The sequence below is a fragment of the Paenibacillus sp. L3-i20 genome (assembly GCF_022180385.2).
Classification (GTDB): domain Bacteria; phylum Bacillota; class Bacilli; order Paenibacillales; family Paenibacillaceae; genus Pristimantibacillus.
In genome coordinates this window covers 618,650-640,358 of the sequence record NZ_BQME02000001.1, presented here as the reverse complement: position 1 = coordinate 640,358, position 21,709 = coordinate 618,650, and the positions used below count along the sequence as shown (strand labels likewise).

Sequence of the window (21,709 nt, the reverse complement as noted above, 5' to 3'; positions counted from 1 at the left end):
AATACTTAAACATATTTTTGGGAGGTTACCGATCATGGCTAAAGAAATTAAATTTAGTGAAGACGCTCGTCGCGCAATGTTGCGCGGTGTTGATGCACTTGCAAATGCAGTGAAGGTTACACTTGGTCCAAAAGGACGTAACGTTGTTTTGGAGAAAAAATTTGGTAGCCCATTGATCACTAACGATGGTGTTTCCATTGCAAAAGAAATCGAGCTTGAAGATGCGTTTGAAAACATGGGCGCACAGCTTGTAAAAGAAGTTGCAACAAAAACTAATGATGTTGCCGGTGACGGTACAACAACAGCTACAGTTCTTGCTCAAGCGATGATCCGCGAAGGCTTGAAAAACGTTACTGCAGGCGCTAACCCTATGGTTATCCGCAAAGGTATCGAGAAAGCAGTTAAAGCTGCTGTAGATGAGCTTAAAGCTATCTCCAAACCAATCGAAGGTAAACAATCGATTGCACAAGTTGCTTCCATCTCCTCCGCTGACGAGGAAGTTGGTCAATTGATCGCTGAAGCAATGGAGAAAGTTGGCAATGACGGCGTTATCACTGTTGAGGAGTCCAAAGGCTTCGTAACTGAGCTTGAAGTGGTTGAAGGTATGCAATTCGACCGTGGATACATCTCCCCGTACATGATTACTGACACAGATAAGATGGAAGCGGTTCTTGACAACCCTTACGTTCTTATTACAGATAAAAAAATTACAAACATTCAAGAAATTCTTCCGGTACTTGAGAAAGTTGTTCAATCCGGCAAGCAACTTCTTATCATTGCTGAGGATGTAGAAGGCGAAGCTCAAGCAACTCTAGTTGTGAACAAGCTACGCGGTACATTCACATGTGTGGCTGTTAAAGCTCCAGGCTTCGGCGACCGTCGTAAAGCAATGCTACAAGATATCGCTGCTCTAACTGGTGGTCAAGTGATCACTGAAGAGCTTGGACTTGAGCTAAAATCAACAACTGTTGAACAGCTTGGTTCCGCTCGTCAAATCCGTATTACAAAAGAAAACACAATCATCGTTGATGGCGCTGGCGACTCCGCTGACATCGTTGCTCGTGTTAACCAAATCCGTGCACAATTAGAAGATACAACTTCTGATTTCGACCGTGAGAAATTGCAAGAGCGTCTAGCTAAACTAGCTGGCGGCGTTGCAGTTATCAAAGTTGGCGCAGCTACTGAAACAGAATTGAAAGAGCGCAAACTTCGCATTGAAGATGCTCTTAACTCCACTCGTGCTGCTGTTGAAGAAGGTATCGTATCCGGTGGTGGTACTGCACTTATCAACGTATACAAAGCTGTTGAAGCTGTAGTTGCTGAAGGCGACGAGCAAACAGGCGTTAACATCGTTCTTCGTTCCCTTGAGGAGCCAATTCGCACAATCGCTGCGAACGCAGGCCAAGAAGGTTCTGTAATCGTTGAGCGTCTGAAAAACGAAGCTGTAGGCGTTGGTTACAATGCTGCAACTGGCAAATGGGTGAACATGTTCGAAGCAGGTATCGTTGACCCTGCTAAAGTAACTCGTTCCGCACTACAAAACGCAGCTTCCGTAGCAGCTATGTTCTTGACTACAGAAGCAGTTGTTGCTGACAAACCAGAACCTAAAGGTGCTGGCGGCGGCATGCCTGATATGGGCGGTATGGGTGGCATGGGCGGCATGATGTAATTCATCCCCCAAAATCTTATAATAGCAAGGTTTACGGGCTCCTTCGGGAGCCCGTTTTCTATTTAAATCGTCAAGGACCTTCTCATACCATTCCGAAGTAATTTTTCTGATAAGCGAATTCCCGATGTGGCACCCGCTGTTGGAACGATTCAGGTCACGTTTCTAGTTAGTGCGATTCTCAAAGTAATTAGGAAAACAATATGAAAGTAAACTACATGTGAATGCTGCGGAGGGGAAATAATTTCTAGGAATCAAAATATATGAAGAATTTTACATCGAATAAATATAAGTTCTATTAATACTGTGCGGCAGCCGATCATAATGACCAGTTGCTTTTTATTGAAAAGGCAGCTTATTGGCGGCATTATGTAATGAAATCACTATCGTAGTAATTCGATGATGAAGGACCGCGCTTAAGCGGTAGATATCATCGCCGATGGAGCACAAAAATGCTCTATGCGGTAATCAGGCTGAGAAGTCAGTAGCATCAAGTGTTTCCTTTCAAGGAAACACTGCTTGACCAAATCGTGCAAAAATGAGAGACCTCTCAAGAGTTCATTGAACTTTTGGGAGGTCTCTCATTATTTTTAATCATGTACAAATCGATATGATTCAATCTAATTCTTGATCTAAAACAGCTTGTACTAAACGACGTACTTCATCTGTTGACTTGCTATCCATTAATTGAATTCTAAGTTCGTTTGCACCTCTAAATCCACGAACATAGATTTTGAAAAAGCGAAGAAGTGGTTTAAATGAACGTGGCTGCGTTTCAGTTGAATATTTATCGTGAAGATCCAACTGTAAAAGAAGTAAATTGAGAAATTCCTTCGCACTATGTTCTTTAGGTTCTTTTTCAAAAGCAAATGGATTGGTGAAAATGCCACGGCCAATCATGACTCCATCAACGCCGTATTGTTCTACTAATTTTAATCCTGTTGCGCGGTCTGGAATATCTCCATTAATGGTTAACAACGTATTTGGAGCAATTTCATCACGCAATTTTTTTATTTCAGGGATTAGTTCCCAGTGTGCTTCTACCTTGCTCATTTCTTTTTTTGTACGAAGGTGAATGGAAAGATTCGCAATATCTTGTTTCAATATATGTCCTAACCAATCGCGCCACTCGTCAACTTCAAAGTAACCCAATCTTGTTTTAACACTAACTGGCAATCCACCTGCTTTTGCTGCTTGAATAATTTCTGCTGCAAGGTCAGGATGTTGGATTAATCCAGCACCTTTCCCATTGGATGCAACGTTTTGTACGGGGCATCCCATGTTTAAATCGATACCGCGAAAACCAAGTTTTTTCATATCAATACTCATCTGTGCAAAAAGTGCAGGTTTATTGCCCCAAATATGAGCGACAATCGGTTGCTCATCTTCTGTGAACGTCAAGCGACCACGTACACTGTCTTTTCCTACAGGGTGACAATAACTTTCTGTGCTTGTGAATTCTGTGAAAAACACGTCAGGTTTTGCAGCTTCACTAATGACATGACGAAATACAACATCTGTGACATCTTCCATTGGTGCTAATATAAAAAACGGCTTTGGTAAATCAAGCCAAAAATTTTGTTCGTTACTCATAATATCTCCTCTTGTTGCAACATTTAAAAACGATATAAGCTATAGTAAAGTTCTTTACCCATCATACATAATATCATTTTTTTTCGTTTGATGCACAGAATCGATTGTGTGAGCGTGCAACCTGTCGACTTGTTCCCGCATACGACACATAAGATTGGATAATTGCTTGACCACTTTTATGCGATATATTTCATCGCCGACTGAGAAAAGCTAAACAAAGACAAGAAGAATATAGCAAGGATGGCGGATGATTTAGAGGAAAAAGGTTTTATAGAGCGTATCCGTGACCCTAACAATAGTCGTGCGAACGAAATCTGGCAATTTCACTGGTTTGTAACCAGAGGTGAAATCAAATCTATTTCAATATGACTCATAGGAAGACTGCTTTCTGCGAATTGTTGTGTGGTAACTCAATTCTACAAAAATGGTCTTCCTTTTCTGTTCTTACTGTAAATACTTAAACAGCTCGTACCCGCTTCTTCATCACCATCTGCTTCAATGCATGAGCATTCACAAGCAGCGTACCCGCAATAATCGTCATAATCCCAATGAGTGTGATCCAAGAGACGGATTCACGATAGAACAGTACGCCTATTCCAACTGCAATAGGCGGGGAAACATAGAGCCAAGTGGTAGGGAAAACAGGATTCGTTTTGGCTACAAGCCAGTAAAATAACGTATGCCCAATCATGGAACCGATCACGATGAGATACAGCATGGAGCCTGCCGCCTCGAATGAGAAGAGGAAATTAAGTCGAACATCCTCGGTGAATAGAGATAAAATAAGCAATATCGCACCGCCGTACATCATTTGTGCGGCGTTCATTGCGATGGGAGACATTTCGGACATGTTGTTCATTACCTTTTTGGAATAAAGAGCGCCGATTGCATAACAGAACTTTCCGAACAATATGGCTATACACCCTATAATCCACAGCTTTGAAAAATTAACGGATTGATTAGGCAGTAAGAGCAGCAGTACGCCGCTAAAGCCGATGAACACGCCGTATAAGGAATAGGCATGAGCTTTTTGACGAAGAAATATCATTTGCAATAATAGAATCATAATTGGACCAGTAGCAGACAGAACTGCTGCGAGTCCAGAAGAGATATATTGCTCAGCCCAATACAAGGTAGAGAAGGTTCCAAAAGTCATTGCAACCCCGATAAACAACATTTCTTTACGCAAAAGTAGGGAGAAGCTTGCTTTCCGTCTCCATACCATCCAAAGGAACAAGATAACACCAGCTACAAAAAAACGCAGCCCAGCTGAGAAAAAGGGAGGTGCTCCGGCATCTACACCGATTTTGATAGCTAAGAAGGTTGTACCAAAGATTAGACAAATACATACATAAGCCACTAAAATCATCGTCATTTCCCCTGTTCGTGAAGTATTTCGTTAATCATACAGGGAGTGTGGCAGAACAGATTCTAAAGGGCAGAACAGATAGATATCGTTATCGTGTACAATAATGGGAATAGGTTGTATCGGGAAGGTGATATAGACATATGAAAAAAGTGATCGATTCTCGGCAAAATCATCCGTTGTTCCGTCAAGTATATGATTATATGTTGAACCGCATAGATCGGGGAGAGTGGACAGTTCACACGAAATTGCCTTCGATACGTTTGCTTGCAGAGGAAATTAACGTACATCGACTGACGGTGTTTAAAGCATATAGAAGTTTGACTGAGGATGGAAAAATATATGTTAAGGACAAGTCTGGATATTTTGTATCAGAAGAGGGTTTTTGTTCGAGAGAGATTCAAGAAGGGAACAACTGTACTAACAATGCTGTTCCAACAACATTGTCCGAAATTCACCGCATACCAGCCAAGTACCAGTTCTCACAGGCGCTTATTGATCCCAATTTGCTGCCGAACATATACTTATCTGATTATGTAAAAAAGGTGTTTGATCTGTATCCTAAAGTGATGGGGACATATGCCAATATTCAAGGGGATGATGAGCTTCGAGAGTCGCTGTGCCAGCATTACAGAGAAAATCATCGATTACAGTTGTCATCAGATGAGCTGTTAATTACAACAGGAGCTCAACAAGCTATTAGTATGATCGCCCAAGTCATGCTTGGACCAATGGATACGGTATTAATCGAACGGCCGACATACAGCAAAGCGATAGAAATTTTTCGCAGACAAGGTGCTCGGCTAATAGCGGTGTCAATTAAGCAGGTAGGGTACGACTTGGCTGAGCTGGAAACGGTTATGCGAACGTATAAACCTCGTATGTTTTATATGAATCCGACCCACCACAATCCTACGGGTTATACGGTTCCTGCATGGCAACGCAAGTTATTGGTGGAGCTTGCGGAAAAGTACAGATGCTTGCTCGTGGAGGATGATCCTTTTCGTGACATCTACTTTAACAACCCGCCACCTCCGCCGCTATTCGCCTATGACACCGAAGGTTGGGTGATCTATATTAACAGCTTTAGCAAATATATTGCACCTGGACTACGAATTTGTGCAATTGCTTGCCGAAATCCATTAATGGAGCAGCTAATTAAAGCGAAGTCATTGGCGGATAATGGAACTCCGTTGCTTAATCAGAAAATATTTCTACATTACTATACTTCTCAGCGGCTGCAACAGCATCTGGGCAAGCTGCGCATCGCGCTTCAAGTTCATAAAGAGATTATGGAGGAAGAACTGACGCAGGCAGGCTGGGAGTGGAGCGCACCAGAGGGAGGACTTAATTTGTGGGTCAAGCTGCCAGAAGATATGTCGGCGGAAACGCTGTTTAGAGCGAGCAGAGAGCAGTCAATTTCGTTTGTTCCCGGAGAAATTTGTGATCCGCTAGGTGAACAGAAATCGTGGATTCGGCTCAGCTACTCCTTCGCTAATGAGATATTATTGCGGGAAGGGATGCAGCGATTGACGGCGTTGTCGCGGACTTTGTAATCGGAATAATTTATTGGAGCGCCTTTTTTGATCTATCTGCTTGTAAATGTAAAAAAGAGTGCATAGTTTGAGTAAAAGGGGTCTCAAAGTAGAGTTATCTACTAGAGGCCTATTTTGTATACATTTAAACGGCGTTAACTGGATCTAATTGGATAATTCAACGATAAGTTTAAAAATAGTACATGAGATGAATATGTTTATGCATGGACAGATTTCCAGCATATACGTTACCTTATTAATAATGGTTATCATTCTTAATTAGAAAGTGGAGGAATACAGAAATGGTATTCAGTAGTCAATCTTCCCGTCTTAAAACATCAGGGGTCCTTTCCCTTATCGTGGCATTGATGTTGGTTCTCTCAGCTTGCGGCAACTCAGGATCGGGTAAAGAGAATGGCGCAACCAGCGGGGCATCCAAAGAAAATAATGCTAAGGCATCGGCCGAGACATCTGCAACTCGTACGGTTAAAGATGCATATGGAGATGTAACAGTTCCAACTAGTCCTTCGAAAATTGTTGTACTTGATATTGGTGCACTTGATAATCTGTTGGCGTTAGGAATTATTCCGATTGGAGCTCCATCGATTTTGGCGGCAGGTGATCCATATCCCGCTTATTTGCCAGGGACTGATGGAATAAAGAACATTGGGTCTGTTAACGAACCTAATTTGGAAGCGATAGATGCTTTAAAACCAGATTTAATTATCGGCAATAAGGATACGCATGATGCGATATACGCACAATTAGGCGGAATTGCTCCTGCATTGTTTGTAGAAACTTTAGGGGTAACGTGGAAATCTAATTTACAACTCCATGCAGAAGCAGTAAACAAACAAGCAGAAGGTAAAAAGTTGCTTGATGCATATCAGGAAAGAATAGATAAATTAAAAAATGATTTAACTGATAAAGGCGGGAAAGAAGTGTCCCTATTCCGTCCACGTGCAGATAAGATTCAAATTTATATGAAGGCTACATTTGCGGGTACGATTATGACAGATGCCGGAATTAATCGCCCAGCACCTCAAAATAAAGATGAATTTTCAAAAGATATTACAGAAGAGCAGATGTCTGAACTAGATGGAGATGTCATACTCTGGTTTGATAGAGATCCGGATGCGTTTGCCAAAATAGAAAAAAGCCCGTTATGGGCTACTCTTAATGGAGTAAAAAATAATAGTGTAAATTCCGTCGATTGGGAATATTGGATGAGCGGACTGGGGATTCAAGCAGTAAATAAAGTAGTGGATGATCTAAATACTTTCCTTCTAAAATAAGTAAAGATTGGGTCGTCCACAAGACGGCCCAATTTTTGTTCGTTTATTTTATACATATTCGCTGGAGGTATGGAAATTGAAGGCCAGATTGATGGGATTGATCGTTCTTTTTATTCTAGTAGCTGTTGCGCTTGTATCTAGCATTTCCTTTGGCATTGTCCAGGTTCCATTCACATCTGCATTAAATGCAATCTGGTCATTTGATGGAACATATGACCAGTTAATTATCCGAACAGTCAGGGTACCAAGAGCACTTATCGCAGCAGCAGTAGGCGGAGCACTTGCAGTGGCTGGATGCTTGATGCAGGCGTTAAGCAGGAACGCACTTGCTGGTCCCGAAATATTTGGGGTAAATAGTGGTGCTGCTCTAGCAGTAGTTATTGTGTCTATTGTAATGAATTCCACCGCACTTTCCGTTTTTACTTGGTCGGCAATTGTAGGTGCTGGAATAGCAGGTGCGTCTGTGTTCCTGCTTGGTTCAATTGGCAGAGAATCGTTGACGCCTATAAAGCTTGTATTGGCGGGAGCGACCATTAATCTATTGCTTACATCGATTACACAAGGGATACTCATTTTGAATGAGCAATCTTTGGATACAATGCGTTTTTGGCTTGCTGGTTCTGTTACGGGCAGAGATATTCAATTGTTTATAGCCGTTTTTCCTTACATACTATTTGGCTTAATTTGTGCGTTCTGTCTCAGCAAACATTTAAATATTATCGTTCTCGGGGAGCACATGGCTCAAGGGCTTGGTGAGCGTGTGTTTCTTATTAAAGTTCTTTGTATCATCGTCATTGTGATTCTAGCGGGCAGTTCGGTTGCTATTGCTGGTCCGATTGGATTTATAGGTCTTGCCATTCCTCATATTGCTCGTTCTTTAGTTGGATTGAATTATCGATGGATTATTCCGTATGCTGCTTTACTCGGCGCACTTCTTTTATTATTAGCAGACATTGGTTCACGATTTGTACTCCCTGCACAGGAAATTCCCGTTGGAGTTGTAACAGCATTTTTTGGAGCTCCATTTTTAATTTATTTGGCACAGAGACGGGGGAGATCGCTATAATACCCTTAATCCAAAGTAGGCGCTTTGTATGGATCGTTTCCGTTCTGTTAGTTATGAATGTGTTCGTATTCCTATTGAATACGTAATCGGAGAAAGAAATATTCCTGTTATAGATGCGATCTTGACTGCGTTTAGTGTGGGCAATGATGAGTATGCTTTTACCATTCGCCATTTACGGTTGCCAAGAGTTCTGGTCGGTTTTTTGGCAGGGTGCGGATTAGCTTTGTCGGGGACGATATTGCAAGTTATTACGCGTAATCCATTAGCTTCTCCGGGTGTCATTGGGCTTAATGCAGGGGCCGCAGCCGCAGTAGTGGCCGTTCTAGTGCTTGTCCCAACGTTTTCAATGAGCCATCTGCCTTGGGTTGCATTTGGTGGTGCCTTGGTGACTGCACTTGTCATCTACAATTTATCTTGGAAAAAGGGTAGCTCTACTGAACGAGTTTTATTAGTTGGAATCGGCATATCTGCGATGGCTGGAGCTCTAATTACCTATTTGTTGACGATAGGCCAAGTATTTAAAGTTTCACAAGCATTTGTTTGGATGGCTGGCAGTTTATATGGACGGACATGGGACAATTTTTGGCCGCTTTTACCTTGGATTAGTCTTTTATTTGTGTTGTTGCTACTATTTACACGCCATCTTGATTTACTGCAATTAAGTGATGTCATGGCTGTTGGGATAGGATTGCGATTGGAATTAATACGTTTTTCTCTCCTGCTCTTTAGTGTCGGATTAGCGGGTTCCGCAGTATCAATGGCAGGTACGATATCATTTGTTGGATTAATGGCGCCGCATATGGCTTCACATTTAGTTGGCAACAGAAGTTTAAAGCGGCTGCCTGTTGCGGCGCTCTTAGGTGGATTAATTGTTATGAGTGCTGATTTATTGGGAAGAACTATATTTTCCCCATTCGAAATACCAGTAGGGCTAATTACAGCGTTGCTTGGAGCACCTTATATGATTACTTTGCTGATTCGACGTAGAGTCATATAATAAGAGAGATAGACATTGTAGTTTTATGGAAGGCAGGTGCTTGTTTACCTAATGTTGCCTCATGCTATCCAGACTCATACACAATCGCTATACCTTTTTTCATCGGTACGAAAAAGAAAGTTTGCAGGTAAGTCAGGTGTTCGAATGTACCGAATTCCGGTTTATTTATTATGTTTTATTACTGAAGGTGAAGGCATCGTATTGCTCGACGGTATGTTGTGTAATATTCGCCCGTTTGAACTATATTTACTAGTGCCAGGAATGGTTGTGGAAGTATCCGAACGTTCGGATGGCTTTAAATATTACGGAGTATTTTTTCAACCTATAACGTTAGTGAAGACAAAAGGGAGTATGGTAATGTCGAGTTCGATCTCTCTTTCAGGTCCATTCCTTCCAGGCCGTATTGCGATCTCCCAGCCACAACAAATATTGCAGCGGATTGTACATATGTATGACAACAGTAGAAATGAACGAGCGAAAGACAGTTTATCGCTTCGTTTACAACTGGAGCAATTAATTCTTTCCATTATTGAAGCTGAGCCAGAGTCGATCGAACGAAGTGATGAGCGTATCGATCGGAGCATTGACTATATGAAACAACATTATATCGATAAAATAAGCATTGGGAAGCTCGCCGAAGTAGCGGGCATGTCGCCTGTTGCTTATTCCCGTTTGTTCATTAATATTATCGGATCTACGCCAGTTGAATATTTAGGTTCCATTCGAATGAATAAGGCGAAGCAATTGTTGAGCAATAGCCAAAATCGTGTCAAAGAGGTTGCCGCCAATGTCGGATTTCGAAGCGAGTTCTACTTCAGTAGAATGTTTCAGCGTACGGTTGGAGTATCGCCTACCCTATATATGAAACGAAAAACATGTAGAGTAGCGGTAGCTTCCTCGCTAGGATTTCAGCAGTATTTGAACGCAATAGGTATTGAGCCTGTATGTGTACTTGATTTATTTCATTATCCGGGAGTAAGTGAAAAGGAGTACGGGGAACATTCCCGTAGTCAAATAGATGAGTTGATTAAGTCTAATCCTGATCTTATTATTGCAGATGATTATCATACGGAATTTAGAGAATTATTTAAAGAAATTGCAGCTCTCGTATTTCTCGATTTATCAGCATGGGATTGGAAGAGGAATTTTATTAAAGTAGCGGAGCTTCTTGGTCAGGAGAGTATGGCTGATCAAACGATCACTCGACTGGAAATGCGGACAGTGGAGGTTAAGCACGCTCTGCAACAAAAGTTTGAGAAACGAAGTGTAACGATTATACAAGTCAGTCATCGAGCGATCGGAATACAGGGGACAGCGGGTCATCCTTTAAATGAATTGATTTACGGTGATCTCGCTTTAAAGCCTGGCGCTCCAGAAATGGGGGATATATGGAGACAGGAGATGTCGCCTGAAACTCTGCCGCTTCTAGAAACGGAGTATCTTTTTATTCATAAACATCATGTGCTAGCCGGCAGCGATAGTATGTTCCAGCGATTAGTACAAACAGATATGTGGAGCAGTATTCCTGCTGTACAGCAGGATCATGTTAGAATCATTCACAATTGGTTTGCAATGAGCTGGACGCCATTAGGCCGACAAGTGATTATGGATGAACTTATGAAACTATGAGGGACTGTTTACTTATTTTATCTCAGCTTATGGGCGATCTACGCAAAACATAGTGAATTCGTGATCGCCAGTTGATGTAGTTCGACATACTAAAATGTAATCATTTATTTTTTCTGCTTAGAAAGATGCGTCTGAAGCTCTGCTTTTTTATCCGCTAGTTGTTTAGATTGTTGAAGCTGTCGTTTATTAATCTCGCTTAGCTCTTCATTTAGCTTTTCAATGCGAGTCATTTTGTTGCTTAGATCGCTTGGTAAAGTACTTTTTTGGCTATCTTTTTGCAATTGTTTTAGTTTAGCTAGAGCTCCATCCTTCTTTTTGGAATCGGCTTTGCTGTTTTTTTCAAGCTGTTCAATTTCTCTTTTTAACCGACTTATAATCGATGAAACAAAACTAATAGACATTCGGACACCTCTTTAGGAATAGTGTCACTATTCTACTACATAACACCTATATTAGCGAGAATAACGAGCTGTATAGAGTGATTTACCAAATATTTAAGAAATGAATGACAAGCGGAAAAATATGGGCTATGATTGTCAGGATAATTGAATAGATGAAACAGGTGCCAATTGCGAAAAATGTCACATAAAGTCATATGATTTTATATGAATTGATGTCAGTTCAGTCGTAGAGTTGGTTAAAAGGGAAGTGAGTGCAAATCTCACGCGGTCCCGCCGCTGTATAAGAGGAGTTTTTGCTAGATGCCACTGGGAAACCGGGAAGGCTGCAGAAATGATGATACTTGAGCCAGAATACCTGCCTGTTTTGCTACACCATTAATTCTACGTAGGATAGGAAGGTGTTTATTTGTACATGCATATTTGCTGTATGTTCGTTTAAACCTCTTTGCCGTTCCGCGGTAAGAGGTTTTTTTGTTGCCATCATGTATTAAGACATTACTAGAACGAGAGGAAGATTATATTCATGAAAAAGAATAGATTTATAGCTTGGTTGCTCATTGTTAGTGTGTTTCTTTCGCTGTTTTCAACTAATTTAACCCCTGTACTTGCAGATGGTGCACTAACAGTCGTACCTCAAGTGGAAACACCTGCTGAGGTTCCAGTAGTACCTCCAACTGAACTCCCAGCTGAACCTCCAGTAGAAGTTCCAGTAGTACCACCAACTGAAACTCCAGTGGAACCTCCGATTGAAATTCCAGGAGAACCACCTGTTGAAAAACCAATAGTTCCAGTCGAATCACCTGCTCCTAAGCCATTAACTGGCCAAGTAACGGTAACGGTTGAGAAGTTCACCCTAGGACAAGGATATGTAGTAGAGCCAATTAAAGCTCCGATTTACCAAGGTGACAATGGCGCTGCCGTCTTGGCGAGAGCGCTAGGAGAAGGCAACTTTAAGAACGGCGGTAGCATCGAAGAAAACTTTTATTTAACCGGAATAAAAAATAGTGATGCTCGTCCAGTTAATATTCCAACTAAGATAGTAGATGCAATAAGTAAAGACGGTTCAATAGGAACAAAAGTAGATCCGAATTGGCTTGGAGCATCTGACTATTATAAAATGTCCGGCTGGATGGCGTCAGTCAATAATGCTTTTCTTAGCGTAGGGATGTCAGCTTATTTCCCTAAAGATGGGGATGTCATAAGAACACAATTTACTCTCTACGGTTATGGAGCGGATATTGGAGGGGGCTGGGATGGTAATGTTATAACGCCAGCGAACAAAGATGCGCTTACAGTAGCGATTAGTGATATTAACGTAAATCCGAATAAGACTGCTCTACTGTTACAAAAAACGATTAGAGTAGCTTACCTCCATGCCAATGAAATATTGGCTAACTTAGAGAGTACACAAGAGAGTATCGATGCGGCAAATGTACAATTACAAGCTGCAATTTCAAAAGCTAACGAGCCAGATAAAACCGCACCAGAAATTGTGGTGGAAGGTTTAGCGGCGTATCAGTCTGTTTCAGCGAATAATATTGCATTTAATGTGGCAGTAACAGATAACATCTATGACGCAGTGGACACAGAAGTTAAGTTGAATGGAGTTTCATTAGAGAAAACAACTGGCCCCTACAAAGTTGTTCTAAGTGAGCAGGACAATTTGATTACTGTAGATGCCGTTGATGTGGCAGGCAATAAAGCAACAAAGTCATTTTTTGTACTCTATTACGACATCGATCCGAAAGGTCATTTGGTCAAATCGTTAGAATACATACTTCAAACGTCTCAAAATCTGCAATATGGGATGGAGTGGACGATTCTTGCTTTGGCGAGATCAAATTACCCCGTAAATCCTGGTTATTATGATACCTATTACAATAATGTCGCTGAAAAAGTAAAAGAAAACATGGTTAAAAATAATGGAGTGCTGCATAAATACAACAGTACAGAGCATTCCAGAACAATATTAGGTCTTACTGCTATTGGCAGAGATATAAAAAATGTTGCCGGATACGATCTAAGTGCTGCGCTTGCGGATCACAACTATCCGAGCAAACAAGGCATTAACGGTTCTGTCTTTGCTTTATTGGCGATGGATAGCAATAAATATACAATCCCTAAGGCAAAAGAAGGAATTACTCAGACAACGAGAGAGAATCTTATCACTAATATTCTTGATAAGGAATTGAATAAGGGAACGGAAAAGTGGGGCGGCTGGGCATTCTTTGGAGCAAAACCAGATCCAGATATGACCGCAATGGCTATTCAAAGCCTCACGCCGTATTATAATTCGAATGCTGAGGCTAAGGCTGCTGTTGATAGAGGTATAAACCTATTGTCACAGCTACAAAATAGCAATGGTGATTTCGTATCCTATGGTGTAGCCGCAAGTGAAAGTGCTGCACAAACGATTGTAGCTTTAACGGGTCTTGGCATTGATCCGCATAAAGATCCGCGTTTTGTTAAAAACGGCAAGTCTGCTCTTGACTCGCTATTAAGTTTTGCTGTGCCAAGTGGTGGATTCATACATGCTTTGCCCAAAGATGCTAAGGCAGTCAAAGCGAATGGTATGTCAACTGATCAAGGGACATATGCCTTAAATGCATATGATCGATTTATTAATAAGAAAAACCGCTTTTATGATATGACGGATGTTCCTGAGAAGATGCCAGAAAAGCCTACGCTGATCAATCTTCCAGAGGGCAATAAACCTGAGGTTACAGTTCCACAAGATTATAAAGAATATTTTATTCCAATTAAATTAACAGACAGCGCAAAGGATATAGCCATAACAATCCCTAGCGATAAACAGTCTAAAGTATTCCTGCAATTGCTAGACAGTAATCTTCCGGGTATTAAAGCTGTTAAAGGCCAAGCGACAATTGTCATTCCAAAAGGTACAAAAATTATTAGCGGCAACAACAATAATATTGAATTAATTACGAATGTGGACGTTGCTGATTCGTCCCTGCGCAACAAAATTAGGGATCTTGTCCCTTCGAACAGAAATTTAAATGAGCTCGTTTTTGGTACTCGCATGGGCGGTACGATTAAGACTGAGTTCAGTGATTTTGTTACGTTAACGTTCGCAGGCATGGCCGGTAAAGAAGCAGCATTCCTACAAAGTGGAAAAGCTCAAGTTATTCAAAAGTACGGAAGCGATGAGCTTGGCAAAGCAAGCGGCAAAGGGGAATATGCTTATGATAGCGGTAGTGATTTAATCGTTAAAACAAAACATTTTACCGATTTTATTGCTTATTCTACAACGGCGAAAGATAACGGTAGCACATCTCCACTGCCAATTAACCAAGTAACGGTATCCGTTGATAAACTGACGATTAATAAGGGATACACGGTGTCGACTACGACTGTAACGTTGATTCCTGGCGATACAGCTTGGTCAGTATTGAAGAGAGTACTTGATAGCAGAAACATTGTGTATGACTACAGGTGGTACTCTAATTTTAACAGCGTATATGTTGTATCCATTGCTGGCGACGGTGAATTGAATCATGGAAGCGGCAGCGGCTGGATGTATAACGTCAATGGGACATATCCGAATATCGGAGCTAGTCTTACTGAATTAAAAAATGGCGACAAGATAGAGTGGCGCTATACGAAAAATATGGGTGAAGATTTAAAAGCCAATAACGGAACGGGCGGGACGAATTCAGGTGGCGGAGCGTCTGGAACACTTGCGCAAGAGAAGTTAGTTGAACTAAATGGCAAGCTTACTGTGGTCGACGTGCCACGCGACATTCAGAAGGATTACACGCTTCGTCTATCGAAAAGAACGACTGATATCGAGAGTGTAACTATCAATATCCCTGATGTGAAAGCAAAAGTTTTCTTAAATCTAGTCGACGTTGTCAACGATATTCCGCAGCTTACGATTAATAAAGGCAATCTGTCGGCACGTATTGAGAAGGGAACTAAGCTAACGACGAAATCTAACAAGCTTGAGCTGTTTACAGCACAGGAGCAAGGAACGACAAAGTGGCAGGAGTATATTGCGTCTAGCCTAGCTAGTCAAAATAAGTTTGATCGTATTCAGCATGGTTTTGTTATCGGTGATGCAGCTAATCCGATTAAGGTTGATAAACCGATTACCGTTTCAATTAAAGACGGTAAAGGTCAGCTGTCAGGAACAATAGCAAACGGTGCTTTCTTGTCCATTCCAACTTATGAAACGGAAGCAGAGGGCAACACAGCAGCAAAAGGCAAAGAACGTATCGCTTATGCTTTTGTTCAAGGCAATGATTTAATCATCAAAACAAACTATGTAGCATCATTTGTTATTTACACAACAAAAAAGACTGAACTTCAAGAGTTGTACGGTGATGCAGCTACAATATCCGATTGGGCGAAGCTAGCGGTTGCTGACGCTACAGCAAAGGGTATTGTTCAAGGGAATAACGGCAGCTTTAAGCCGAAATCCACCATTACGCGTGCTGAGTTTGCAAAAATGCTAGTTTCCGTAGTTGGTCTCGACACGAGCAAAGCCAGCAATAGCAGCTTTAGTGATGTTACCGTTAAAGACTGGTACTATCCTTATGTTCAAGCAGCGGCTGGGGCGGAGTATATAACTGGCTACAACGGAAAGTTTAACCCGAACCAAAACATTACGCGTGAGCAAATGGCTGTAACAGTAAGCAGAGCGCTCAAATTACAAGCTATTTCTGGGCAGTCTGGTCTTAAGGACATTGAAGATGTGTCCTCATGGGCTAAAGAAGCAGTAGAATCAATCGTTGCAAAACAATTGATGGTAGGAAGCGAAAATAATTTCGAACCACAAGATGTAGTAACAAGAGAAATGGCAACTGTTGTTGCATTAAGAGCTTTTGACTACAAAAATAAGAGTGGAAACAAGCAAGTCGATCCCATAGCGGATCTTAAACCAGCCGTTGACAAGCAAATAAAAGAAACAGCGGCTTATCTGCAAAAGACAGTCAAAGACCCCGTTATAGCAAGCATTGGTGGAGAATGGACGGTATTTTCTCTAGCGCGCTCGAATGTTCCGGCAGATGAAGCGTACTATGCGAAGTATTATGCCAATGTTGAACGTATCTTGAAAGAAAAGTCCGGCAAGCTGCATTCTATCAAATATACGGAATATGATCGGGTAATCCTTGCGTTAACTGCTATTGGAAAAAATGTTGACAACGTAGCAGGTTATAACTTGAGAGAGCCTCTTGCAGACTTCGACACGTTAACAAAACAAGGCATTAACGGACCTATCTTTGCGTTGTTAGCATTGGATAGTAATAAGTATGAAATTCCACTTGTAAAAGATGTGAAAACACAGACGACAAGGGAGTTATTGATCGACTTTATTTTGAACAGAGAAATTGCTGGCGGAGGTTGGGCGCTAGGCGAAAAAGCTGTCAACGCCGATCCAGATATTACTGCAATGGCGATTCAAGCGTTGACGCCTTACCATGCAACGAATGCAAAAGCAAAACTTGCAATAGAACAAGGTTTGAACTGGTTGTCTAAAGCTCAAAAGGCTGATGGAAGCTACGCAAGCGGCGATTCTATTAATGCTGAAAGCATCGCTCAAGTGATTGTAGCTTTAACAGGTCTTGGCATCGATCCTCATAGGGATGCTAGATTTGTCAAAAACGGCAAATCGGCTATAGACGCATTGCTTAGCTTCGCCGCTCCAGGTGGCGGTTTCTATCATATTAAAAAAGAAGGCATCACAAATGGAGGGACGAAACCAGGCGAAGTAGATATTATGGCTACTGATCAATCGATGTACGCCCTTGTAGCTTACGAAAGATTTTTGAATGGTAAAAGTCGTCTTTATGATATGACCGACGTGAAGTAATGACATAAAGAGCTGAGCAAGGGTGGTTGCATACACCCTTGCTTATCTATTTAAGGTGGGATGCTGCAATATGAATGCGAAGAATTGGCTTTGGGCTTGCCTCATTGCAGGGGTACTGGCTATCGCTTTTTTCTGGGGCGAAGATGTGCCGAATGATACGGAAAAGCTGCCAGTCGAAACGTTGGAAATGTCGGAATCAAAGTCTGCGTCATCTGCGGAAGTTCAGCAAGAACCTACTCCTACAACCAATGTTAAAGGGACAGATCAACCAACGAGTACACCTTCACCTGTTCCAACGGTAAAGCCGACCGAAGTGAGTGAGACATCGGAACCAGCCGGTCAAGTTAGCAAAAAGCCGGAAGTTGAGAAGCCCATAAAGCTTGAAAAACCTTCAAAGACTTCAAAGCCTACAGAGACTACAAAGCCTGAAAATCCTGAAAAGCCTGGCAAGACGACAGCTAAAGCGAGTCCTACAACAACAGCAAAACCGAAAAAAGATAAGTATGAAACAGAACCAGTACCAGAAGGTAAGCCAAAGCCAGTTGAGTGGCAAGACACTACGATCAACAAGAAAAAAACAGGATCAGTGACGTTGTCGATATCGGCTGCAACGATTTTGAATAACTTGGATAAGTTCAATGAAGATAAGCTTGAAGTATTGCCGGAAGACGGGATTATCTACCCCGAGGCAGCAGTTGCCTTTTATGAAGGGGAATCTGTGTTTGATGTACTTCTCAGAGAGATGAAAAACAATAAAATTCATATGGAATTTAATATGACCCCAATCTATAACAGCAATTATATAGAAGGCATTAACAATATATATGAGTTTGACTGTGGCGAATTAAGCGGATGGCTATATAAGGTGAATGATTGGTATCCGAACTACGGAAGCAGCCGATATGCTTTGACAGATGGTGATGTTATTGAGTGGGTGTACACTTGTGATTTAGGCCGTGACGTTGGCGCAGACACTGCTGCAACGAGTAAAGCCGAATGAAAAGAGACAGCTTTTCTTCCTATCATCCTGTCGTCAATATAATCTATTTCGCTCTTGTTTTAATGTTTAGCATGGTATTTATGCATCTTTATATGCAAGGCATCGCATTAATAAGTGCTGTCCTGTACGCTGTCTTGCTGAATGGCAGGAGAGCCATTCGATTTAATTTAGTCTATATGCTCCCGCTACTCCTTGTTATGGCAGTTTTGAACCCTGTGTTTAATCATGCGGGTGTTACCATTTTGTTTTATTTAAAAAACGGCAATCCCATTACGCTTGAATCGATTTTGTTCGGAGCAGCTGCGGCATGTATGTTCGTAACCGTGCTGATATGGTTTTCTTGTTACAATGCAGTGATGACCTCAGACAAATTTATTTACCTTTTTGGCAAAATAATGCCTGCACTTTCTTTGATCCTCTCCATGGTGCTTCGTTTCGTTCCAAGGTACATTGCCCAATTAAAAGTTATCTCTTATGCTCAGAAAAGTATAGGGCGAGATGTTTCGCAGGGGAGTCTGCTGAACCGAGCACGACAAGGACTAACGATTCTTTCTATTATGACGACATGGGCGCTTGAAAATGCTATAGAAACAGCCGATTCTATGAAATCGAGAGGATACGGCTTGCCTAATCGAACCAGCTTTTCAACTTATCGATTCGTACGACGTGATCAAATTATCGCCATTATAATGACGAGTTTATCTGCTGTCATTATTTTCGGAGCAATCAGGGGATATATCGAGATGCGGTTTTTTCCATCAATAAAAGCAGCGGAAGTGACTCCTATTAGCCTCATTATCTATTTTGCATATTTTTTATTATGTATGCTGCCTGTCATTATCCATCTGTTGGAGGAAATAAAATGGAGATCTTTGCAATCAAAGAGTTGAGCTTTACATTTCCCGAACGAGATAAGGAAGCTTTATCACATATTAATTTGTCGATTAAAAGTGGGGAGTTTGTTGCAGTATGCGGCAGATCGGGCAGTGGGAAAAGTACTTTGCTGCGACATTTAAAGCCTGCGCTGACTCCGCATGGAAATAGAAGCGGCTGCATTTATTATTCAGGGGAGCCAATTGAGTCGCTTGATGCTCGGAAGCAGGCAGCCGAAATTGGATTTGTGCTGCAAAATCCTGACAACGGGATCGTAACAGACAAAGTATGGCATGAGTTGGCATTTGGACTAGAGAGCTTAGGAATGGATACTCGTACGATTCGATTGCGGGTAGCCGAGATGGCAAGTTTTTTCGGTATTCAAGGATGGTTTCATAATAACGTATCGGAGCTGTCCGGCGGGCAGAAACAGTTGTTATGTTTGGCATCTATTATGGTGATGCATCCGCAAGTGTTAATTTTGGATGAGCCAACCTCTCAACTTGACCCGATAGCGGCATCAGACTTTCTAGAAACGGTAAAGCGGATTAATCGAGAGCTTGGAACAACCATTATTATGACGGAACATCGATTAGAAGATATTATACCAGCAGCTGATCGTGTTATAGCTATGGATCAGGGAACAATCATTGCTAATGATACACCTCGTAAAGTTGGAGGGCTATTGGGTCAAATGGGCCACCCGCTTTTTCAATCGATGCCAACGCCAATGCAAATTTATGCTGAAGTGGATAATGAGCAGTTAAGTCCGCTCACGGTGAAAGAGGGACGGCAATGGGTGAATTCGCTCCTCCATAATAAAAGTGATACCGCTGATTTTCTAGAAGCTGGCAATGAGCCATCAGATAACTCGAAAAAAACGATCATCTCGCTTCAAGATGTTTGGTTCAGATACGAAAAAAACGGACCCGATCGGATTAAAGATTTGTCGCTTGAAGTAAAAGAGGGACAGTTTCATTGTATAGTTGGAGGGAATGGCACAGGCAAGACGACTGCCTTGTCCCTTATAAGCGGTATGCTAAAGCCTTATCGTGGCAAAGTACTGCTTGGCGGCAGCAATCCAGCTGCAATGAAAGCAAAGGAACGGTTTACAAACTATTTAGGCGTACTTCCGCAAAATCCACAGTCAATCTTTGTGAAGAAGACGGTAGAACTTGATTTGCTTGAGATGTTATCCGGCACGCCATTGTCTAATGAAGTGAAAGCGCAGAAAGTAGCCGAAGTCGTTCGTTTAACTGAGCTTGAACATGTGCAATTTGCGCATCCTTATGATTTGAGTGGAGGGGAACAGCAGCGGGCAGCATTAGCGAAAATATTGCTTCTGGAACCAAGGATATTGCTTTTGGATGAGCCGACGAAAGGACTAGATAATTTTTTTAAAGAAAAGTTAGCTGTAGTGCTGAAGAAGCTGATCACGCAAGGTGTAACGATTGTGATGGTATCCCATGATATTGAGTTTTGCGCTAAACATGGCGAGGTGTGCTCGATGTTCTTTGATGGGGGAATTATTACAACGAATACAGCGAGGACATTTTTTGGAGGGAATAGCTTCTATACAACAGCAGCTAATCGAATGGTTCGTCATATGTGGAGCGAAGCAGTTACGATTGAGGAAGTGGTGGACCGATGCCGGCCTTACAAAGTGTGAAAAAACCAATGAATCGTCGAGCTCTACTTGCCGCTGTTATCATTTTAGTTATCATTCCAGCGACTATTCTAATGGGCATTTTTGTTCTGGATGATCGGAAATATTATTTTATTAGTCTGCTTATTATTTTGTATACTCTGATCCCTTTTGCGTTAGTGTTCGAAAATCGGAAGCCGCAAGCGCGCGAGCTAATTATAATAGCAGTAATGTCGGCTATAGCTGTAGCGGGAAGAGGCGCGTTTTTTATGTTGCCGCAATTTAAACCGGTCGTTGCAATCGTCATTATTGCAGGTATTAGTTTAGGAGCAGAAGCAGGCTTTCTCGTTGGTGCAACAGCGGGGTTCGTCTCTAATTTTTTCTTTGGTCAAGGACCTTGGACGCCGTGGCAAATGTTTTGTTTCGGCATTATCGGTTATTTGGCTGGTTTATTGGCGACTAAAGGATGGCTTAAGAAATCGAAGTTTTCATTATGCCTATTCGGAGGTCTGGCGACTTTTATTATTTATGGAGGAATCATCAATATAGGATCATTAATGATGTTTACTTCCCAATTTTCGTGGAATGCGCTGCTTGCAACGTATGTGTCGGCATTCTGGTTTGACATGATACATGCAATCTCAACTATCGTATTTCTTTATTTCCTGTCAAAGCCGATGATCGAGAAGCTCGATCGTGTGAAGAGAAAGTACGGACTTTTGTGAAGTAGCAGGTTCAGTGATTAGTAACACAAAGACAAGGAAGACCCATGCGGGTCTTCCTTGTTGTCTTCTATGAGGCGTGTTCAAG

14 protein-coding genes, 1 pseudogene and 1 riboswitch are annotated in these 21,709 nt (G+C 41.7%); of the genes and pseudogenes, 12 read left to right on the top strand and 3 right to left on the bottom strand.

Annotated features, from left to right (window positions below):
- The first annotated feature begins 34 nt into the window (after nt 1–34).
- Entirely contained in the window at nt 35–1,669 is a 1,635-nt protein-coding gene (gene groL, locus MFF31_RS03165; protein WP_238186678.1) for a chaperonin GroEL, read from the top strand.
- 612 nt (nt 1,670–2,281) lie between these two features.
- Here the strand turns inward: groL and MFF31_RS03160 are convergent.
- Complete coding sequence (locus MFF31_RS03160; RefSeq protein WP_238186677.1) at nt 2,282–3,259, bottom strand: tRNA dihydrouridine synthase; 978 nt, start codon at nt 3,257–3,259, stop codon at nt 2,282–2,284.
- A 216-nt stretch (nt 3,260–3,475) separates the two neighbouring features.
- Between MFF31_RS03160 and MFF31_RS25145 the strand changes: the two are divergent.
- Nucleotides 3,476–3,628 (top strand): annotated as a pseudogene (locus MFF31_RS25145) (MarR family transcriptional regulator); the annotation flags it as partial.
- 88 nt (nt 3,629–3,716) lie between these two features.
- Here MFF31_RS25145 and MFF31_RS03155 read toward each other — a convergent pair.
- Nucleotides 3,717–4,628, bottom strand: coding sequence for a DMT family transporter (locus tag MFF31_RS03155; protein ID WP_238186676.1), 912 nt, complete (start codon nt 4,626–4,628; stop codon nt 3,717–3,719).
- Between the two features lie 140 nt (nt 4,629–4,768).
- Between MFF31_RS03155 and MFF31_RS03150 the strand changes: the two genes are divergently transcribed.
- From MFF31_RS03150 to MFF31_RS03130, 5 genes are all read left to right on the top strand, one after another.
- Nucleotides 4,769–6,181: an aminotransferase-like domain-containing protein gene (locus MFF31_RS03150; protein WP_238186675.1), complete on the top strand. Its 1,413-nt coding sequence runs from the start codon at nt 4,769–4,771 to the stop codon at nt 6,179–6,181.
- A 281-nt stretch (nt 6,182–6,462) separates the two neighbouring features.
- Nucleotides 6,463–7,455 carry an ABC transporter substrate-binding protein gene (locus MFF31_RS03145; RefSeq protein WP_238186674.1) on the top strand — a complete coding sequence of 331 codons (993 nt, stop codon included), beginning with the start codon at nt 6,463–6,465 and terminating at the stop codon, nt 7,453–7,455.
- Nucleotides 7,456–7,531: 76 nt separating this feature from the next.
- A complete protein-coding gene (locus tag MFF31_RS03140) occupies nt 7,532–8,521 on the top strand; it encodes a FecCD family ABC transporter permease (protein WP_238186673.1) in 990 nt (329 codons plus the stop codon).
- A 28-nt stretch (nt 8,522–8,549) separates the two neighbouring features.
- Nucleotides 8,550–9,518 carry a FecCD family ABC transporter permease gene (locus tag MFF31_RS03135; protein ID WP_238186672.1) on the top strand — a complete coding sequence of 323 codons (969 nt, stop codon included), beginning with the start codon at nt 8,550–8,552 and terminating at the stop codon, nt 9,516–9,518.
- Nucleotides 9,519–9,569: 51 nt separating this feature from the next.
- On the top strand, nt 9,570–11,147 hold the full coding sequence (locus MFF31_RS03130; RefSeq protein ID WP_238186671.1) for a helix-turn-helix domain-containing protein: 1,578 nt from the start codon (nt 9,570–9,572) through the stop codon (nt 11,145–11,147).
- Between the two features lie 104 nt (nt 11,148–11,251).
- Here MFF31_RS03130 and MFF31_RS03125 read toward each other — a convergent pair whose 3' ends face one another.
- Complete coding sequence (locus MFF31_RS03125; RefSeq protein ID WP_238186670.1) at nt 11,252–11,548, bottom strand: hypothetical protein; 297 nt, start codon at nt 11,546–11,548, stop codon at nt 11,252–11,254.
- Nucleotides 11,549–11,741: 193 nt separating this feature from the next.
- A riboswitch (cobalamin riboswitch) is annotated at nt 11,742–11,925 on the top strand.
- Between the two features lie 146 nt (nt 11,926–12,071).
- Here MFF31_RS03125 and MFF31_RS03120 point away from each other — a divergent pair.
- The 5 genes from MFF31_RS03120 (at nt 12,072) to MFF31_RS03100 (ending at nt 21,624) form a co-directional block, all read left to right on the top strand.
- Complete coding sequence (locus MFF31_RS03120; protein ID WP_238186669.1) at nt 12,072–17,381, top strand: S-layer homology domain-containing protein; 5,310 nt, start codon at nt 12,072–12,074, stop codon at nt 17,379–17,381.
- A 70-nt stretch (nt 17,382–17,451) separates the two neighbouring features.
- Nucleotides 17,452–18,381 (top strand): DUF4430 domain-containing protein, encoded by a 930-nt coding sequence (locus tag MFF31_RS03115; protein WP_238186668.1) that lies wholly within the window; start codon nt 17,452–17,454, stop codon nt 18,379–18,381.
- On the top strand, nt 18,378–19,271 hold the full coding sequence (locus MFF31_RS03110) for an energy-coupling factor transporter transmembrane component T (protein WP_238186667.1): 894 nt from the start codon (nt 18,378–18,380) through the stop codon (nt 19,269–19,271). The genes MFF31_RS03115 and MFF31_RS03110 overlap by 4 nt, the downstream gene beginning before the upstream one ends.
- Nucleotides 19,244–20,923, top strand: a complete 1,680-nt coding sequence (locus MFF31_RS03105; protein WP_238186666.1) for an ABC transporter ATP-binding protein — start codon at nt 19,244–19,246, stop codon at nt 20,921–20,923. Before MFF31_RS03110 ends, MFF31_RS03105 begins: the two co-directional genes overlap by 28 nt.
- Nucleotides 20,902–21,624 (top strand): ECF transporter S component, encoded by a 723-nt coding sequence (locus tag MFF31_RS03100; RefSeq protein ID WP_238186665.1) that lies wholly within the window; start codon nt 20,902–20,904, stop codon nt 21,622–21,624. The genes MFF31_RS03105 and MFF31_RS03100 overlap by 22 nt, the downstream gene beginning before the upstream one ends.
- Nucleotides 21,625–21,709: the final 85 nt, after the last annotated feature.

Bases quoted from the DNA above. Each gene is read 5' to 3' on its own strand.
- groL (WP_238186678.1), top strand. From the start codon at position 35: ATGGCTAAAGAAATTAAATTTAGTGAAGACGCTCGTCGCGCAATGTTG.
- MFF31_RS03160 (WP_238186677.1), bottom strand. From the start codon at position 3,259: ATGAGTAACGAACAAAATTTTTGGCTTGATTTACCAAAGCCGTTTTTT.
- MFF31_RS03155 (WP_238186676.1), bottom strand. From the start codon at position 4,628: ATGATTTTAGTGGCTTATGTATGTATTTGTCTAATCTTTGGTACAACC.
- MFF31_RS03150 (WP_238186675.1), top strand. From the start codon at position 4,769: ATGAAAAAAGTGATCGATTCTCGGCAAAATCATCCGTTGTTCCGTCAA.
- MFF31_RS03145 (WP_238186674.1), top strand. From the start codon at position 6,463: ATGGTATTCAGTAGTCAATCTTCCCGTCTTAAAACATCAGGGGTCCTT.
- MFF31_RS03135 (WP_238186672.1), top strand. From the start codon at position 8,550: ATGGATCGTTTCCGTTCTGTTAGTTATGAATGTGTTCGTATTCCTATT.
- MFF31_RS03130 (WP_238186671.1), top strand. From the start codon at position 9,570: ATGTTGCCTCATGCTATCCAGACTCATACACAATCGCTATACCTTTTT.
- MFF31_RS03125 (WP_238186670.1), bottom strand. From the start codon at position 11,548: ATGTCTATTAGTTTTGTTTCATCGATTATAAGTCGGTTAAAAAGAGAA.
- MFF31_RS03120 (WP_238186669.1), top strand. From the start codon at position 12,072: ATGAAAAAGAATAGATTTATAGCTTGGTTGCTCATTGTTAGTGTGTTT.
- MFF31_RS03115 (WP_238186668.1), top strand. From the start codon at position 17,452: ATGAATGCGAAGAATTGGCTTTGGGCTTGCCTCATTGCAGGGGTACTG.
- MFF31_RS03110 (WP_238186667.1), top strand. From the start codon at position 18,378: ATGAAAAGAGACAGCTTTTCTTCCTATCATCCTGTCGTCAATATAATC.
- MFF31_RS03105 (WP_238186666.1), top strand. From the start codon at position 19,244: ATGGAGATCTTTGCAATCAAAGAGTTGAGCTTTACATTTCCCGAACGA.
- MFF31_RS03100 (WP_238186665.1), top strand. From the start codon at position 20,902: ATGCCGGCCTTACAAAGTGTGAAAAAACCAATGAATCGTCGAGCTCTA.